The 17,455-nt window shown below is 72.3% G+C and carries 16 protein-coding genes; 12 read left to right on the top strand and 4 right to left on the bottom strand.

Annotated features, from left to right (window positions below):
- The first annotated feature begins 7 nt into the window (after positions 1-7).
- From ACFWVP_RS08890 to ACFWVP_RS08850, 9 genes are all read left to right on the top strand, one after another.
- Complete coding sequence (locus tag ACFWVP_RS08890; RefSeq protein ID WP_384494836.1) at positions 8-2,017, top strand: S9 family peptidase; 2,010 nt, start codon at positions 8-10, stop codon at positions 2,015-2,017.
- Positions 2,014-2,967, top strand: coding sequence for an LD-carboxypeptidase (locus ACFWVP_RS08885; protein WP_384494834.1), 954 nt, complete (start codon positions 2,014-2,016; stop codon positions 2,965-2,967). Before ACFWVP_RS08890 ends, ACFWVP_RS08885 begins: the two co-directional genes overlap by 4 nt.
- A gap of 151 nt (positions 2,968-3,118) precedes the next feature.
- A complete protein-coding gene (locus ACFWVP_RS08880; protein ID WP_384494832.1) occupies positions 3,119-4,894 on the top strand; it encodes a CocE/NonD family hydrolase in 1,776 nt (591 codons plus the stop codon).
- 114 nt (positions 4,895-5,008) lie between these two features.
- On the top strand, positions 5,009-5,242 hold the full coding sequence (locus tag ACFWVP_RS08875) for a DUF1049 domain-containing protein (RefSeq protein WP_384494830.1): 234 nt from the start codon (positions 5,009-5,011) through the stop codon (positions 5,240-5,242).
- 314 nt (positions 5,243-5,556) lie between these two features.
- The gene (locus ACFWVP_RS08870; RefSeq protein ID WP_384494828.1) at positions 5,557-5,739 is read left to right on the top strand and encodes a hypothetical protein; all 183 of its coding nucleotides are present in this window, start codon (positions 5,557-5,559) and stop codon (positions 5,737-5,739) included.
- Complete coding sequence (gene kdpF / locus ACFWVP_RS08865; protein ID WP_384494825.1) at positions 5,736-5,825, top strand: K(+)-transporting ATPase subunit F; 90 nt, start codon at positions 5,736-5,738, stop codon at positions 5,823-5,825. The genes ACFWVP_RS08870 and kdpF overlap by 4 nt, the downstream gene beginning before the upstream one ends.
- A gap of 8 nt (positions 5,826-5,833) precedes the next feature.
- Positions 5,834-7,498 carry a potassium-transporting ATPase subunit KdpA gene (gene kdpA / locus ACFWVP_RS08860; RefSeq protein ID WP_384494823.1) on the top strand — a complete coding sequence of 555 codons (1,665 nt, stop codon included), beginning with the start codon at positions 5,834-5,836 and terminating at the stop codon, positions 7,496-7,498.
- Entirely contained in the window at positions 7,495-9,594 is a 2,100-nt protein-coding gene (gene kdpB, locus ACFWVP_RS08855) for a potassium-transporting ATPase subunit KdpB (RefSeq protein ID WP_384494821.1), read from the top strand. The genes kdpA and kdpB overlap by 4 nt, the downstream gene beginning before the upstream one ends.
- A gap of 6 nt (positions 9,595-9,600) precedes the next feature.
- Positions 9,601-10,278 (top strand): potassium-transporting ATPase subunit C, encoded by a 678-nt coding sequence (locus ACFWVP_RS08850; RefSeq protein ID WP_384494819.1) that lies wholly within the window; start codon positions 9,601-9,603, stop codon positions 10,276-10,278.
- A 236-nt stretch (positions 10,279-10,514) separates the two neighbouring features.
- Here ACFWVP_RS08850 and ACFWVP_RS08845 read toward each other — a convergent pair whose 3' ends face one another.
- The 4 genes from ACFWVP_RS08845 to ACFWVP_RS08830 all read right to left on the bottom strand — a co-directional run bounded on the left by ACFWVP_RS08845 (position 10,515) and on the right by ACFWVP_RS08830 (position 13,806).
- Positions 10,515-10,868 (bottom strand): DUF6204 family protein, encoded by a 354-nt coding sequence (locus ACFWVP_RS08845; RefSeq protein WP_384494817.1) that lies wholly within the window; start codon positions 10,866-10,868, stop codon positions 10,515-10,517.
- A gap of 96 nt (positions 10,869-10,964) precedes the next feature.
- A complete protein-coding gene (locus tag ACFWVP_RS08840; RefSeq protein WP_384494815.1) occupies positions 10,965-11,318 on the bottom strand; it encodes a VOC family protein in 354 nt (117 codons plus the stop codon).
- Between the two features lie 61 nt (positions 11,319-11,379).
- Positions 11,380-12,186 carry a class I SAM-dependent methyltransferase gene (locus tag ACFWVP_RS08835; protein ID WP_384494813.1) on the bottom strand — a complete coding sequence of 269 codons (807 nt, stop codon included), beginning with the start codon at positions 12,184-12,186 and terminating at the stop codon, positions 11,380-11,382.
- Positions 12,187-12,312: 126 nt separating this feature from the next.
- The gene (locus ACFWVP_RS08830; protein ID WP_384494811.1) at positions 12,313-13,806 is read right to left on the bottom strand and encodes a bifunctional phosphatase PAP2/diacylglycerol kinase family protein; all 1,494 of its coding nucleotides are present in this window, start codon (positions 13,804-13,806) and stop codon (positions 12,313-12,315) included.
- A gap of 211 nt (positions 13,807-14,017) precedes the next feature.
- Here ACFWVP_RS08830 and ACFWVP_RS08825 point away from each other — a divergent pair, with 211 nt between their 5' ends.
- The 3 genes from ACFWVP_RS08825 to ACFWVP_RS08815 all read left to right on the top strand — a co-directional run bounded on the left by ACFWVP_RS08825 (position 14,018) and on the right by ACFWVP_RS08815 (position 17,444).
- Positions 14,018-14,791: an IclR family transcriptional regulator gene (locus ACFWVP_RS08825; protein WP_384494809.1), complete on the top strand. Its 774-nt coding sequence runs from the start codon at positions 14,018-14,020 to the stop codon at positions 14,789-14,791.
- The gene (locus ACFWVP_RS08820) at positions 14,788-15,636 is read left to right on the top strand and encodes an SMP-30/gluconolactonase/LRE family protein (RefSeq protein WP_384494807.1); all 849 of its coding nucleotides are present in this window, start codon (positions 14,788-14,790) and stop codon (positions 15,634-15,636) included. The genes ACFWVP_RS08825 and ACFWVP_RS08820 overlap by 4 nt, the downstream gene beginning before the upstream one ends.
- Before the next feature lie 569 nt (positions 15,637-16,205).
- Positions 16,206-17,444 (top strand): aminotransferase class I/II-fold pyridoxal phosphate-dependent enzyme, encoded by a 1,239-nt coding sequence (locus tag ACFWVP_RS08815; RefSeq protein ID WP_384494805.1) that lies wholly within the window; start codon positions 16,206-16,208, stop codon positions 17,442-17,444.
- Positions 17,445-17,455 lie beyond the last annotated feature (11 nt).

The raw sequence follows: 17,455 nt of genomic DNA, 5'->3' as shown, positions 1-17,455 counted from the left end.
ACCGCCCATGGTGTCCACAGCGGCGTACGGCACGTGGCCGTCACCGATCGACGCGGCGACGGCCGCCTCGCACGACGGCCGGCCGGAGTTCGTCGGCAGCGTCGGCGACGAGGTGTGGTGGACGGAACCACGCCCCGCCGAAGGAGGCCGCCGCGCCCTGGTGCGCCGCCGGGCCGACGGCACCACCGTGTCGGTGCTCCCCGAGCCGTGGAACCCCCGCAGCCGGGTCATCGAGTACGGCGGGTCGCCCTGGGCCGGCGAGGCCCGCGGGACGGGCGGTCCGCTGGTCGTCTTCGTCCACTTCCCCGACCAGCGGCTCTACGCGTACGAACCGGACGGGCCCGCCGAACCCTGGCCGCTCACCCCCGTGTCGGACATCGGCGGCGGGCTGCGCTGGGTGGACCCGGAGCTGCACCTCGAACGCGGCGCGAGCGGTGAGGTCTGGTGCGTCCTGGAGGAGTTCACCGGTGAGTCGCCCACCGATGTCCGCCGGGTGATCGCCGCCGTGCCGCTGGACGGCTCGGCCGCCGCCGACCGCGCCGCCGTCCGCGAACTCGGCGACGACCGGCACCGGTTCGTCACCGGCCCCAGGGTCTCCCACGACGGCCGCAGAGCCGCCTGGATCGCCTGGGACCACCCGCGGATGCCGTGGGACGGCACCGTCGTCATGATCGCCGACATCACCGCGGAGGGCGCCTTCACCGGCGTACGGCCCCTCGTCGGCGACACCGACGAATCGGTCGTCCAGGTCGAGTGGGACCGGGACGGCTCGCTGCTCTTCGTGTCGGACATCGGGGACTGGTGGGAGCTCCAGCGGATCCGGCCGGACGCCGTCGCGGGCGCCGTCGTGCCCAGCAGCCGGCTCTGCTCCGGCCGGGGCGAGGAGTTCGGCGGGCCGCTGTGGAAGATCGGCCTGCGCTGGTTCCGGCTGCTGGACAACGGGCTGATCGCCGTCATCCACGGCCGGGGCACCACCCGGCTCGGCGTGCTCGACCCGGAGACCGGCGAACTCGTCGACGCCGTCGGCGCCTGGACCGCGTGGGCCGAGACCCTCGCCGTGCAGGGCACCAGGATCATCGGCGTCGCCGCGAGCCCGCACACGTCGTACGAGGTGGTGGAGCTCGACACCGCGACCGGACACACCCGGGCCATCGGCTCGCCCCACCAGGACGCCGTCGACCCCGCCTACTACCCCGAGCCGCGGATCCGCACCTTCACCGGACCCGGCGGCCGCGAGATCCACGCCCACGTCTATCCGCCGCACCACCCCGACCGCACCGGCCCCGACGGTGAACTGCCGCCCTACGCGATCTGGGCGCACGGCGGACCCACCGGCCGCGCCCCGGTCGTACTCGACCTGGAGATCGCCTACTTCACCTCCCGGGGCATCGGCGTCGTCGAGGTCGACTACGGCGGCTCCACCGGCTACGGCAGGCTCTACCGCGAACGGCTCCGCGGACAGTGGGGCGTCGTCGACGTGGAGGACTGCGCCGCCGTCGCCCTCGGGCTGGCGGAGGAAGGCTCCGCCGACCGCGACCGGCTGGCGGTCCGGGGCGGCAGCGCAGGCGGCTGGACCGCCGCCGCCTCCCTCACCGGCACGGACGTGTACGCCTGCGGAGCGATCAGCTACCCCATCCTCGACCTGGAGGGATGGGCCGCCGGGGAGACGCACGACTTCGAGTCGCAGTACCTGGAATCGCTCGTGGGCCCGTTGGCCGAGGTGCCCGAACGCTACCGGGAACGCTCCCCCATCAACCGCACCGACCGGCTCACCGCACCGTTCGTGCTGCTCCAGGGACTCGACGACCCGATCTGCCCACCGGCCCAGTGCGAGCGCTTCCTCGCCGCGATCGAGGGCAGCGGCGTGCCGCACGCCTACCTCGCCTTCGAGGGGGAGGGGCACGGATTCCGCCGCGCGGAGACCGTGATCCGCGCCCTGGAGGCCGAACTCTCCCTCTACGCGCAGACGTTCGGCATCGACCGCACCGACGTACCGCGGCTGGAGCTGGAGAAGTGACCCGGGGGACCCTCCAGCCCCTCGCCCGGGCGGCCCGGCTGCGCCCCGGCGCCCGGGTCGCGGTCGTCGCACCCAGCGGACCCGTACCCGCCGACCGCCTCGAAAAGGGCCTCGACCTGCTGCGCGGCTGGGACCTGGAGCCCGTGGTCGCCCCCCACGTCCTCGACACGCACCCGGAGCTGGACCACCTCGCCGGTAGCGACGAGCACCGCGCCCGGGATCTCCAGGAAGCCTGGTGCGACCCGTCCGTGGACGCCGTGCTGTGCGCCCGGGGAGGATACGGCGCGCACCGCATGGTCGACCTCCTGGACTGGACCGCGCTGCGGGCCGCCGGACCCAAGGTGTTCGTCGGCTACAGCGACATCACCGTGCTGCACGAGGCGTTCGCGCTGCGGGCCGGATTCTCGACGCTGCACGGGCCGATGGTCGCCACCGAGGTCTTCCTCGGGGACGCGGCCACCCGGGAAGCGCTGCGCTCCACCCTGTTCGAGCCCGACTCGGTGCGCACCCTCGGCCTGGACACGGCGGCGCCACTGGTCCCCGGCACGGCCCGGGGCATCACCTACGGCGGATGCGTGAGCCTGCTCGCCGCCGACGCGGGGACCCCGCACGCCCGGACCTCCGCCCGCGGCGGGCTGCTGGTGATCGAGGACGTCACCGAGGACCCGTACCGCCTCGACGGCGTCCTCACCCGGCTGCTGCGCATCGGCGCCCTCGACGGCATCACGGGGGTGGCGTGCGGCTCGTGGCAGGACTGCGGACCGTACGAGCGGGTGCGCGCCGTGCTCGCCGACCGGCTCGGCGGACTCGGGATACCGGTCGTCGAGGAGCTGGGCTTCGGCCACGGCCCCACGGCGCTGACCGTCCCGCTCGGCGTGCCCGCGGTGCTGGACGCCCCGGCGGACGGCGGCCGTTGCACGCTCACCGTGGACGTGCCGGCGCTCCTCTGAACCCGTCCCGAAAGCCCGGACGCCGTCCGGGAGGTGAACAACCGTCGTGAAACTCCGCCCCTGTGCGTTGACAGCGGTATGACGTGTGTCACAGCATGGGCCCGGCTCGGTACTTACCAGTCGGTAAGGTGTCCTCGGTGTGGAGGTCCATGTGTCGCGTGCTGTCCCCAGGTTCCGCAGTCCACTCACCTTCCTCGCCGGGACGGCACTCATCGCCCCGCTCACGCTGCTCGGCGCGGGACCCGCGTCGGCCGCCGCCGAATTCACCGTCACCCCGCTGGAGTTCACCGTGCGGGCGGGCGAACGTACGTGCACCGTGGACGCCGACCTCTACCGGCCCGCCGGCGTCGACGCGCGACACCCCGCCCCCGCGGTCCTCGCCACCAACGGCTTCGGCGGCAGCAAGTCCGACGGCACCACCGACGCCATCGGCAAGGCCTTCGCCGCCCGGGGCTATGTGGGCCTCGTCTACTCCGGCCTCGGCTTCGGCGGGTCCGGCTGCCTCATCACCCTCGACGACCCCGCGATCGACGGCAGGGCGGCCTCCGGGCTCGTCGACTTCCTGGCCGGGACACGCGCCGCCGACGACGGCACGAAGGCCGACTTCGTCACAACCGACGGCCCGGGCGACCCGCGCGTCGGCATGATCGGCGGCTCCTACGGCGGAGCCGTCCAGCTGGCCACCGCCTCCGTGGACAAGCGGGTCGACGCCCTCGTACCGCTGATCACCTGGAACGACCTGGCGTACGCGCTGTCGCCCAACACGACCGGAGCGGCCCGGGGTGTCTCCTCCGAGACGCCCGGTGTCTTCAAGTGGCAGTGGACCAACGGGTTCTACCTGATGGGGGAGGGGCAGCCGCTCCTCGTCCCCGCCCTCGACCCGTCCCGCTTCGGCAGCCTCACCTGTCTGCACTTCGCGCCGAAGGCCTGCGACACCATCCGCCTCCTGAACTCCGGGCGCTATCCCGCCGACCGGACGGCCGCGATGCTGGCGTACGCCCGCGGTGTCTCACCGGTGACCTACCTGCCCGAGGTCACCGCACCCACCCTGCTCGTCCAGGGACAGGCCGACAGCCTGTTCAACCTCAACGAGGCCACCGCCACCTACCGCACGCTCCGGGCGCAGGGCACCACCGCGAAGATGATCTGGCAGGCCTGGGGCCACAGCGGCGGCCAGGCGCCCGGCGAACTCGACCTGGGCACGGGCAATCTGGAGACCAGCTACGTCGGACAGCGGATCCTCGCCTGGTTCGACCGCTACCTCCAGCACGACGAGGACGCCGACACCGGCCCCCAGTTCGCGTACTACCGCGACTGGACGAGCGGCTACGGCACCGCGGCAGCCGTGCCCGGCCCCACCCGGACCATGTACCTCTCCGGCGACGGCACCCTGGTGAACAGTCGCGCGCAGGTCACCCCCGGCAGCCGCCGGTACACCGACTGGCTCCTGCCGACCAGCCACTCCGAGAGCTCCCTGGCCGGCCTCATCGGCCTCACGGACCGGGCACCGTACGACACCAAGGGCACCCACCTCGCCTGGACCAGCGCCCCGCTGACCGCGCCGATGGACGTCGTCGGCGCACCGAAGGCGACCCTGGAGGTGAAGTCGCCCGCCGCGGAACGGGTCCAGGACAGCGGCGACGCCGCGGACAAGCTGGTCCTGTTCGCGAAGGTGTACGACGTGGCGCCCGACGGAACGCAGCACCTGGTGAACCGCCTGGTCGCCCCGGTACGCGTCCCCGACGTCACCCGTCCCTTCACCGTGGAGCTGCCGGGCATCGTGCACCGGTACGAGGCGGGGCACCGGCTGCGGTTCGTGATCGCCGCGAGCGACACGGCGTACTTCGGCAACCGGGGCGTCAAGCCCGTCACGGTCGTCAGCGCCCCGCGGGACACCGGCGTCCTGGAGCTCCCCGTCGTCGGCTGACCGCCACCCGAACGGCCGCACTCCACTGCCCCCGGGCCCCGGACGGAGAGATCCTGGGGTCCGGGGACGGTCGTTCCTGGTCCAGGAACCAGGACCCAGCGGAAAGGGCCGCACATGAGCCCCAAGGACGTATCCAGCGGTTCCACGGGCCCCTTCAGCCCCGCCCGGATCGCCGTCACCCTCCTGGCGGTCCTCGCGATCGTCTTCATCTGCGTCAACACCGCCGACGTCACCATCCGCGTCATCATCCCGAAGGTCACCATGCCGCTCTGGGCGGCGCTGCTCGGGGTGTTCGTGGCCGGCCTGCTCTGCGGCGGCTACGTGATGTACCGCCGCCGGGCCAGGTAGCCGGCGGGGGAGACCGGACGGGCCCGGGATCCGGCCGCCGAGGTGGTGAAGAACTCCTCGCACCGGCCGGTCGGTGTCCCGGACCCGGTCTCCCGCCGGTCTCCTCGCCGGCGAGGTGCGCAACCGGTGCCGCCTCGGCCCGGCGGGATGGCCCGCCAGGCCGGCCGAGGGGCCGGCGACGGTGGCCGACCGCGACCAGAGTCGTCCTGTGACAGGGCCGCGACGACCGCCGCGTCCCCCTTCGCACGCGGCTCGCCGCACGGTGGCGGCCGCCCTTCGCGTTAGATTGCCGTAAAGGGTCTGCCGCTGTCCGTATGGGCCGCGTCAAGAAGTCCTGTTTCCAGCTCCCGGCGAGGTTTGCTCGTATCGGCCGAACGGCTGATTCCATTCCTTCCTTCATCCAGGAGCTCACGATGGCCGACCTGGCCTTCGTCGTCACCACGGTCGCGGTGTTCACGCTGGTGGCTCTTATTTCCCGAGGGGTGACCAAGCTGTGACCGTCGAGAACATCGTCGGTCTCGTCGTGGCCGTCGCACTGCTCGGGTATCTCGTTCTCGCCCTCCTTCACCCGGAGAGGTTCTGAACGCCGACATGAGTTCCCAGACCGCGGGCGTGCTCCAGATGCTCGCTCTGATCGCCGCCCTTGCCCTGGCCTACCGCCCACTGGGTGACTACATGGCCAGGGTCTATTCCTCCGAGAAGCACTACAGGCCGGAGAAGTGGATATACAAGGCCGTCGGCGCCAATCCGTCCGCCGAGATGCGCTGGCCCGCCTATCTGCGGGCGGTGCTCGCCTTCTCGGCCGTGAGCGTCCTCTTCCTCTACGTCCTGCAGCGGTTGCAGGGCAGCCTTCCCGGGTCCCTGGGCTTCGCCTCGATCGATCCGGACCAGGCGTTCAACACCGCGGCCTCGTTCGTGACGAACACGAACTGGCAGTCGTACTACGGCGAACAGGCCATGGGGCACGTCGTGCAGACCGGCGGCCTCGCGGTGCAGAACTTCGTCTCCGCCGCCGTGGGCATGGCCGTCGCCGTGGCGCTCGTACGGGGCTTCGCCCGTTCCCGTACCGGTGAGCTGGGGAATTTCTGGACCGACCTGGTGCGCGGAACCGTCCGCATTCTGCTCCCGGTCTCGGTGATCGGTGCTGTCGTCCTGGTCGCCTGCGGTGCCATCCAGAATTTCTCCGGCATTCACGAGGTCGGCCAGTTCATGGGCGGCGCGCAGGAATGGAACGGTGGGGCCGTCGCCTCCCAGGAAGCCATCAAGGAACTGGGAACCAACGGCGGTGGGTATTTCAACGCGAACTCCGCCCACCCCTTCGAGAATCCGAATCCGCTCTCGAACCTCTTCGAGATCTTCCTCATTCTCCTCATTCCGTTCGCGATGACCCGCACCTTCGGAAAGATGGTCGGATCGGTCAAGCAGGGATACGCGATCCTGGCGGCGACGGCCACCATCTGGATCGGGTTCACCGCGCTGATGATGTGGACCGAATTCGCCCACCACGGGCCCGCGTTCGACATCGCGGGCGGTGCGATGGAAGGCAAGGAGACCCGGTTCGGGATCGGCGGCTCGTCGATCTTCGCCGTGGCCACCACCCTGACCTCCACCGGCGCCGTCAACTCCTTCCACTCCTCGTACACGGGATTCGGCGGGGGCATCACGATGCTCGGCATGCAACTGGGCGAGATCGCGCCCGGCGGTGTCGGCTCCGGCCTCTACGGCATGCTGATCATGGCGGTCATCGCGGTGTTCATCGCCGGACTGATGGTCGGCCGCACACCCGAGTACCTGGGCAAGAAGATCGGCACGCGCGAGATCAAGTTCACCGCCTGCTACATCCTGATCACCCCGGCACTGGTGCTCGGCTTCACCGCCGTGGCGATGGCACTGCCGACGCCGGCCGACTCGATGACCAACTCAGGTGCGCACGGCTTCTCCGAGATCCTGTACGCCTACACCTCCGGCGCCAACAACAACGGCTCCGCCTTCGCCGGACTGAACGCCGACACCCAGTGGTTCAACACCACCATCGGCATCGCCATGCTGCTGGGACGCTTCCTGCCGATGGTGTTCGTCCTGGCGCTCGCCGGCTCGCTCGCCGCCCAGACGCCCGTACCCGAGACCTCCGGCACCCTGCGTACCGACAAGCCCCTCTACGCGGGACTGCTCGTCGGCACGATCCTCGTCGTCGCCGGTCTGACCTACTTCCCCGCCCTGGCACTGGGGCCGCTCGCCGAAGGGCTCGCCTCATGAGCACCGTCACCCCCACCCGGGCTCCGCACGGAGACAGCCCCTCGGGCCACCGGCCGGCCCCGGGCCGCGTCGGCAGCGGTCTGTTCGACCCCCGGCAGTTGCTGAAGTCCTTCCCGGACGCCGTGCGCAAACTCGACCCGCGCGTGATGGTCAGGTCGCCCGTCATGTTCGTGGTCCTGGTCGGCTCGGTCGTCACGACCGTCCTCGCCTGTGCCGACCCGGGGGACTGGTTCGGCTGGGCGATCGCCGCCTGGCTCTGGCTCACCACGGTCTTCGCCAATCTCGCGGAAGCCGTGGCCGAAGGGCGGGGCAAGGCCCAGGCCGAAACCCTGCGCAAGGCCAAGACCGACAGCGTCGCCCGCCGGGTCATCGGCACGAACGAGGAGCGGGTGCCGGGAACCGACCTGCGCATCGGCGACCTCGTGGTGTGCGAGGCCGGTGACATCGTCCCCGGCGACGGGGATGTCGTCGAGGGCGTCGCGTCCGTCGACGAGTCCGCGATCACCGGCGAGTCGGCACCCGTCATCCGGGAGTCGGGCGGTGACCGCAGCGCGGTCACCGGCGGCACGAAGGTGCTGTCCGACCGCATCGTCATCAAGATCACCACGAAGCCCGGTGAAACGTTCATCGACCGGATGATCAGCCTGGTCGAGGGCGCCGCCCGGCAGAAGACGCCCAACGAGATCGCGCTCGACATCCTGCTCGCGTCCCTCACCGTCGTCTTCCTGCTGGCCGTGGTCACCCTGCAGCCGTTCGCCGTGCACGCGGGCGCCGAGCAGTCCATGATCGTGCTCGCCGCCCTGCTCGTCTGCCTCATCCCGACGACGATCGGGGCCCTGCTGTCCGCCATCGGGATCGCGGGCATGGACCGACTCGTACAGCGCAACGTGCTGGCCATGTCGGGGCGCGCCGTGGAGGCCGCCGGGGACGTGTCGACCCTGCTGCTCGACAAGACCGGCACGATCACCCTGGGCAACCGGCAGGCGTCCGAGTTCGTCCCCGTGAAGGGCACGACCGCGGCCGAACTCGCCGACGCGGCACAGCTCTCCTCGCTCGCCGACGAGACCCCCGAGGGCCGTTCGATCGTCGTCCTCGCCAAGGAACGGTACGGACTGCGCGAACGGCACCAGGGCGAACTGGCCCAGGCCACATGGGTCGCGTTCACGGCCCGGACCCGGATATCGGGAGTGGACCTGGACAGGCGGAAGGTCCGCAAGGGCGCGACCGGATCCGTCCTCGCATGGGTGAAGGAGCGGGGCGGGCGCGTCTGCGAGGACGCGCGGGAACTCACCGACCGGATCTCCCAGGCCGGCGGCACACCTCTGCTGGTGGCGGTGGAGGACGGCGGAGGCGCACGGGTCCTGGGGGTCGTCCACCTCAAGGACGTCGTGAAGGAGGGCATGCGGGAGCGGTTCGACGAACTGCGCCGCATGGGCATCCGTACGGTCATGATCACGGGCGACAACCCGCTGACCGCCAAGGCCATCGCCGAGGAAGCGGGAGTCGACGACTTCCTGGCCGAGGCGACGCCCGAGGACAAGATGGCCCTCATCAAGCGCGAGCAGGCCGGCGGCAAACTCGTCGCGATGACCGGCGACGGCACCAACGACGCCCCCGCGCTCGCCCAGGCGGACGTCGGCGTCGCGATGAACTCCGGCACCTCGGCCGCCAAGGAGGCCGGGAACATGGTGGACCTGGACTCCGACCCGACGAAACTCATCGAGATCGTCGGCATCGGCAAGCAACTGCTCATCACCCGGGGCGCCCTGACGACGTTCTCGATCGCCAACGACGTCGCGAAGTACTTCGCGATCATTCCCGCGATGTTCGCCGTCGTCCACCCGGGCCTGGACAAGCTCAACATCATGGGCCTGTCGTCGCCCGAGTCCGCGATCCTGTCGGCCGTCATCTTCAACGCACTGATCATCGTGGCGCTCGTACCGCTCGCCCTGAGGGGCGTCCGCTACCGGCCGCGGAGCGCGGACCGGATGCTGCGGCGCAACCTCGGGATCTACGGACTCGGCGGCCTGGTCGCCCCGTTCATCGGCATCAAGATCATCGACCTGCTCATCTCCCTCATCCCCGGAATCGGCTGATCCGTCATGAACAACTCCGTCAGCGGCACCCTGCGCGTGTTCGGAGCCGGGCTGCGCGCCCTGCTCGTCCTCACGCTGGTGTGCGGCGTCATCTACCCGCTCGCCGTCACCGGTGTCGCCCAGGCCCTGTTCAACGACACGGCGAACGGTTCCGAGATCGAGGACAAGGGCGGCCAGGTGGTCGGCTCCTCCCTCATCGGCCAGAGGTACGACCTGCCGAAGCGGAACCCCGACGACGCCGAGGAGGCCGCGCGCCCGGACCCGAAGTGGTTCCAGCCGCGCCCCTCGAACGGCCTGGGCGGCAACAGCGTCAACACGCGGTACTCCCTGATCCTCTCCGGCGCGACCAACCGTGCCGGGGACAACGAGGAGCTGATCGCCTGGGTCACCGAGGCGAAGAAGGCCGTGGTCGCGGACAACTCCACCGCGTCTTACGAGGTGAGGCCCGAGGACGTCCCCGCCGACGCCGTCACCTCGTCCGGCTCCGGCCTTGACCCCGACATCTCGCCCGCGTACGCGGAACTCCAGGTCCACCGGGTCGCCGAGAGGAACGGACTCGGCGTCGAGGAGGTCGAGAAGCTCGTCGCCGATCACACCACGGGCCGGCTCCTCGGCTTCATGGGCGAGCCCCGGGTGAACGTCCTCGAACTGAACACCGCGCTCAGGAACCTGCTCCAGGGCTGACGCGGCCGAGCCGGGTTCCGGAGCCGGTGGGATCCCGCCCCACCGGCTCCCCACCCGTCCACCACCGAGGGACGAGCAGGCCTCGTCGCCCACGACCATGTCCGGTGTGATTCCGGGGCGGCCGGTCTGCCGGGCACCCGTGGGCGGGCCATGACCTAGGGCGTCGGGGAAGGGGGCGGGCGCGAGCTCGTGGCCAACGGCCGGGCAGGCACTCATCCGCGTCGACCGGCCCGGCGTCAGGCCGCCCCGGGCCCCCGCCGGCCCTTGTGGTTGATCTTCATGGTGTCCATGTCCGTCACCGAGCAGCGCAGCTCGCCGTGGCCGAGCCCCCGCGCGGCGAGGGCGGTCTCCGCGCGGTCCTCGGCGATCGCCGCCGCCATCTCGTCGCCGTCCATGGGGTCCGAGGTCACCACGTACCGGAAGCTGAAGTGCTTCAGCACGGTGTCGTAGGTGAGCGTCCCCTCCTCGGTGAACCGCATGGCCGCGAGGCCGTGCTCCTCCACCTCGGCCAGGAGCAGCTGCCTGCCCTCGTCCGTCAGCCCTTCCCAGGTGCCCCGCACGATCACCCGGTACGTGTGTCGCGTGCCCATCGTCCTGCCCGTCCTCTGCTCGACAACCGCCTGCGGGGCGAGGCTATGACGAGGAGGCCGGAAAGCGTACGGAATATCGCGGCGGTCCGGGCACCGTCAGACGGAGGTCTTCCGGTCGGCGTACTCGAAGACCGAGCCGTCCGGGTGGAGGGCGATCAGGTTGCGGCCGGCCGGGGTGGGCACCGGGCCGGCGATGACCTTCGCCCCCACCCGGGTCAGTGCCGCGTTCGCCTCGTCGACGTCCTTGACCGCGATCGTCGCCGACACCTTGCGCAGCACCTCCAGCTCCGACTCGGGCCCGCTCATCAGCAGAAAGCAGCCGATCGCGGCGACCGAGACCCCGCCGCGCTCGAAGCGCAGCGCCGGGGTACCGGTCAGGCCCTCGTAGAAGGCCACCGAGGCCTCCAGGTCGTCGACGCAGATTCGCAGCGTGGTTCCCAGGATCTCCATGCCACGAGGGTAGTTGGCGGCCCCGCGGCGTGTGATCGATTCCGGCCTTCGGGCCGCTCGCTCACACCCGGCAGAGCAGCTCGCCGTGCGGGACCAGGAACCACGCGTCGGCCTCCGCGCCCCACGCGCGCCAGGCGTCCGCGATGGCCGCCAGCTGCTCGGGCCGGGCGTGCCCGCCGTCCACCGCCAGTCTCGCGTACACCGAAGCCGTCGTACGGTCCGCCCACAGGCCGCTCCACCAGGCACGCTCCTCCCCGGCGAAGCACCAGGTGCCCGCGGTCGGGGTGATGTCGGTGAAGCCGGCCTGCCGGGCCCAGGACAGCAGTCGGCGCCCGGCGTCGGGCTCGCCCCCGTTGGCGCGGGCCACCCGTCCGTACAGCTCCTGCCACTCCGTCATCCCCGGCACCTCCGGGTACCAGGCCATCGCCGCGTAGTCGCTGTCACGTACCGCGACAATGCCGCCCGGCCGGCACACCCGTCGCATCTCACGCAGCGCCTGGACCGGATCCCCTACGTGCTGGAGCACCTGATGGGCGTGGACCACGTCGAAGGAGCCGTCGGCGAAGTCCAGCGCGTGCACATCGGCGACGGCGAACTCGACGCTGTCCAGACCGCGTTCCGCCGCCGCCTCGGCCGCCCGGTCGAGGATCTCCCGGTTCCTGTCGACCGCCGTCACCCGGCCCGGCGCGACCAGTGCCGCGAGGTCGGCCGTGATGGTGCCTGGACCGCAGCCGACGTCCAGCACGCTCTGACCGGGGGTGAGCCGGTCGATCAGATAGGCCGCCGAGTTGGCTGCGGTCCGCCACCGGTGCGAGCGCAGCACCGACTCGTGGTGACCATGGGTGTAGGTCGCGGTCTCTTCGGGCATGGCCGTGTGTCCTCCCCGGACTTCCAACTGCTCGGGCTCCGGTCGCGAGCGGTACGGCCACGGTACGCCGCGATGTCGTATCCTGAGATAGGCGTCTTGCTATGCGGAATGGCTCAGGTGGAATGGCTACACCGGCATCGGGCAGTAGACCGTGAGCGCCTCCGGCAGCTTGTCGATCAGCAACTCACTTCCGGAGTGCGCCACTTCGCCGTCGTAGGCGTACGGAGTGCCCGCCGCGAGGCCGGAGACGCGCACCTGGCGGCGCCGGACCGCCGCGTGGACGGGTGAGCGGCTAAGGGGCCCGGCGATCGCCGCCGCGAGCAGCCGCAGCCCCGGGGTGCGGCCGCCGTGCACGACCCGTACGTCCAGCAGGCCGTCGGCCAGGTTGTGCCGGCGGCCGGGCGCGGGGCCGACCCGCCGGAACAGTCCGTTACCCACGAAGAGCAGCCACAACGGCCGCTTCCGGCCCTGCAGTTCGGCCGTCAGCGGGCGCTCGCCGCGCAGTACCTCGAAAGCCGCGAGCACCCCCGCCGGCCAGCCGCCGATCCTGGGTGCCCAGTGCTCCCGGGTCCGTACGAGCTCCGGATAGACCCCGAGGCTGAAGGCGTTGAGGAAGTAGCCGTGCGCACCACCGGGCCCTTCGGGGCCGGGCCGGAAGCGGCCCAGGTCGACCCGGACGGCGTCGCCCGCGGTGAGGGCCGTGACCGTGTCGTGCACCGTCTCGATGCCGAGGTCGTACGCGAAGTGGTTGAGCGTCCCGCCGGGGAACACGGCGAGCGGCAGGCCGTGGGTCGCCGCCACGGCCGCAGCCAGGTTGACCGTGCCGTCGCCCCCGCAGACGCCCAGTGCCTTGCCCCGCCGTGCCGCCTTGTCCAGCGCGCCCGACAGGTCGGCGGGTGCGCACTCCAGCACCTCGGCGAGCGGCAGCACGTCGCGCACCAGAGCGGCCGTCGCTGTCGCGGTACCGGACCCCTGGTTCACGATGACCACCAGGTCCTGCCCCGCGGGCAGCGCCGGGGCCTCGGCCGGGGGCCTGCCGGGTGCGGGCAGCTGCCCACGGGTGGGTACGACGCCGCGCAGTGCGAACGCGGCCCCTATGCCGAGCGCCGCACCGGCCAGGACGTCGCTCGGATAGTGGACGCCGGTGTAGACGCGGGACGCGGCCACGGCAACCGCGACGGGGGCGACGACGGCGCCCCAGCCCTTGGACTCCAGGGCGACGCCCGTCGCGAACGCCGCGGCCGACGCCGCGTGCCCGGACGGGAAGGACGTGGTGAACGGCTGCCGCTTGAGCTGACGCATGACCGGGACCATGTCCAGTATCGGACGCTCCCTGCGGACCGCCCCCTTGCCCACGGTGTTGATCGCGGCCGAGGCGACGGCGAGGGAGGCGATGCCGCGCAGCGCCGCCCTGCGCGACCGGGCGCTGGTGCCCAGCGCCGCGATGCCCGCCGCGGTCCCGAACCACAGCAGCCCGTGGTTGGCGCTGCGGCTCAGCCGGGGGAGTACGGGAGCGGCGCCCGGCCAGTGTCTTCTCGCCACGCCCTGGAACGCGGCGAGGTCGCACCGGCGGAACCAGGTCCGCCAGCGGTCGGAGGGGAGAGCGCTCGATGTCGACATGGCACAGCGACTACCCTGCCCGTGGCCGGTGAACCAGGAGGCGCGCGCAGTCGCTGCCGGAAATCTGTCGAAGCGGGGATAATCCGGTGGATTCCCCCTGGGGCCGGCCTCTCCGGCCCGTCCCGGGCGTTGCCCGGACAAGTCCCCTGACGTTAGCCTGCGTTCGTGATTCCGGTCATTGACCGGAGTGTCGAACGATGGGTGGGCGATCATGGGACGACTCGTCCCCGCGGTGACCAGGGCGCTGGACGTGCTCGAACTCTTCCTCCAGGGAGAGGGGACGCTCTCGGCCCCCGAAGTCACCCGCAAGCTCCAACTGCCACGGACCACCGTCCACGAACTGCTCACCACCCTCGCCGCCCGCTCCTACCTGGTCACGGTGCCGGAGCAGCCGGGCCGCTACCGGCTCGGCGTACGCACCTACCAGCTCGGCAGCCGGTACGCGGAGAAGCTCGACCTGGCGGCCGAGGGCCAGCAGGTGGCCCGCGAGGTCGCCGAGACGTGCGGCGAGACCGTCCACGTCGCGATCCTGGAGGACACCGAGGTCATCTACATCGCCAAGGTGGACTCCACGCACGCGGTCCGCATGGTCTCCGCCGCCGGACGCAAGCTGCCCGCCCACTGCACCTCCGTCGGCAAGCTGCTGCTCGCGGCCCTGCCGGAGGCGGAGCTCGACGCCCGGCTCGACGGACGCGAACTCGTCGCGATGACCGACAACAGCCTCACCGACGCCACGGAACTGCGGGCCGCGCTCGCCGCCGTGCGCAAGCGGGGGATCGCGGTCGAGCACCGGGAGTCGAACCCCGACGTGAGCTGCGTGGCCGCGCCTGTCCGGGACCGGTCCGGGCGGGTCGTCGCCGCGCTCTCCATCTCCGTACCGATGATCCGCTGGAGCGAGGAGCGCGAGGCTGAGCTCGCGCGGCTCGCCTCGGGCGGCGCCGACGCGCTGTCCGGCCGGCTCGGACACCACCGGAGCCAGGGATGAGGCACGCCCCGGAGATCGCCGTCCGTGAACGGGCCGAGCTGGGGGAGGGCCCGACCTGGGACGCGGCGGCCGGCCGGCTGATCTGGGTCGACATCCTCTCCTCGCGGGTGCACACGTACGACCCGTCCACCGGCCACCGCACGGTCCTGGCCACCGAGCAGCACGTCGGCGCGGCGAAGCCGCGGGCGGGCGGCGGGCTCGTGGTCAACCTGCGGGACGGCGTCGGCCTGTACGACGCCGCCGGCGCCTTCTCGTGGCTGGCCCGGGACCCCGTTCCGGGGCGGCGGGGCAACGACGCGGCCGTGGCGCCGGACGGGGCCCTGTGGACGGGCACCATGCGGTACGACGAGGCCGAGGGCGGCGGCAGTCTGTCCCGGGTCGCCCCGGACGGCACGGTGACGGGCGTGCTGGACGCGTCGACCGTCAGCAACGGCACCGGCTGGAGTCCGGACGGCCGGCTCATGTACTACATCGACACCCCCACCCTGCGGATCGACGTCTTCGACGTGGACGGTGAACGCGTCCTGGACCGACGGCCGTTCGCCGTCGTCGAGCCGGGTTCCGGCTGGCCCGACGGGCTGACGGTGGACGGCGACGGCTGCGTGTGGGTCGCCTTCTGGGACGGCGCCGCGGTGCGGCGCTACACCCCGGACGGCCGGGTGGACCGGGTCGTGGACCTGCCGGTCCGGCGGCCCACGGCGTGCGCGTTCGGCGGGGCGGGCCTGCGCGACCTGTACATCTCAACAGCCCGGACGGGCCTGGACGCGCCGCACCCGTGGTCGGGTTCCCTGCTGGTCGTGCCGGACGCGGGGCAGGGACTTCCCGGGGTGCCGTTCGCGGGGTGACCCGGGGGTTGTCATCGGCTGGGGGACCGCCGAGGCGCCGGGGCCGTCGAACCGTCGGGGCCGTTGGGCCGCCGAACCGCTGGGCCCGCCGAACCGCTGGGCCCGCCGAGGCGTCGGGTCCGCCGAACCGTCGGGGCCCGCCGAGGCGTCCGGCTTCCGAAACCGCAGGCGCCTCGCGGGGCCGGCCCTCTGAGTCCCGGGCTCCTGAACCGCCGGGTCCGGCCGGACCGTCGGCTTCCCGAGCCCCTGTCCCGGACCGCCGGTTTCGTGGCCCTCGTCCCGGACCGTCGGCTTCCTGCTCCCGCCCCGGACTGTCGGCTTCCCGGCCCCCGCCCCGGACCGGCGGCCTCCCGACTGCCCTCCCTTCCTCCCGCCCGGGTCGAGTGCCCCGGTGCGCTCGCCTCCCCGCCCGCCCGGCTGGTGTGCCCGGTGCGCTCGCCTCCCCGCCCCCGCCGAACCGCGGATTCCTCGTCCGGCGACAGCCACTGCCGGACCCGGTGCAGGGGCGGACCCCGGGGAACCTCCGTATAAAGGGGCCTGAGGGTGACGCAGGCGGAGGAGGTCCCGGGATGCACTGGAGCGAGCGGAAGCAGCCCCGTCCCGCCCGGGAGGACCACGGGCCGGTCCGGTACGGCCCGCCCGCCCCCGACCCCGGTCTTCCCGTGCTGCCCGAGCTCGCCGACGTACTGGCCGCCTCGGCCGCCCGGACCCGGCCCGAACCACCCGGTGGCGGCACGATCCTGCGCGAGGCCGCCTGCGCCTACTGGGGGCGCCGGGGCCTGCACGGCGGGCCGCGGGACATCGCCGCGGCCCCGGGTGCCCAGCCCCTGCTGCTCGCGCTGATCGCCGCGTACGGCGGTGACGTGCTCATGCCGCGCCCCTGCCCGGCCACCTGGATGCCGCAGGCGCGGCTGCTGGGCCGGCCCGCCTACCACGTGCCGACCCCGGCCGAGTGCGGTGGCATCCCCGACCCGTACGCCCTGCTGGAGACCGTGCGCAGGGTGCGCGCCGAGGGCGGGAGACCCAAGCTGCTCCTGATCTCCGTGGCCGACGACCCGACCGCCACCGTCGCCCCGCCTGAGCTGGTCCGCGAGGCCTGCGAGGCGGCGGTCGCCGAGGGGCTGCACATCGTGAGCGACGAGACCTGGCGCGACACCCTGCACCGCCCCCACGACACGGTCCTGCTCAGCCCCGCCGAGATGTGCCCGGACGACGTCACCGTCATCGGCGACCTGGCCGGAGCGCTGACCCCGTCCGCCTGGCCGGTCGCCGTCGCACGGTTCCCGGCCACCCGGCGGGCCGCCGCCCGCCGGGCCCGCGTGCTCGACATCCTCACCGCACTCGGTGCCGTCGTCGCGGAACCCGTCGCCCGGGCCGCCGCCCACGCGCTGCGCGAACCCGAGGCCGTCACGGACCGGATCCGGCAGGCCGCCGCCCTCCAGGCCCAGGTCGCCTCCGCCGCCCACCGTGCCGTACTCACCGTGGGCGCGCTGGCCAGGCCGCCGCAGGCAGGCCGGCACCTCTACGCCGACCTCGGCCCGCTCCGCACCCGGCTGGCCGCCCGGGGTGTCACGGACTCCATGGAGCTGGAGGAGTACCTCACACGGCGTCTCGGCGCGCCCGCCCCCGGCGGCCACCGGTTCGGCGACGAACTGGGCGCGCTCAGGGTCCGGCTGAGCACCGGTCCGCTGCTCGGCTCAACCCCGCAGGAGCAGATGGAGTCCCTCACTGCGGTGGAGCCCCTGGAATTGCCCCATGTCGCCCAAGCGCTGAGCATGTTCGCAGCAGCCCTCGATGAACTCCGATGACGGGAGCCTCT

Origin of the sequence: Streptomyces sp. NPDC058637 (assembly GCF_042717325.1) — a bacterium.
In the GTDB taxonomy this organism is placed as follows: Bacteria; Actinomycetota; Actinomycetes; order Streptomycetales; family Streptomycetaceae; genus Streptomyces.
Note: the sequence above shows the minus strand (reverse complement) of the source record. Positions and strands in the feature narration are given on the sequence as shown.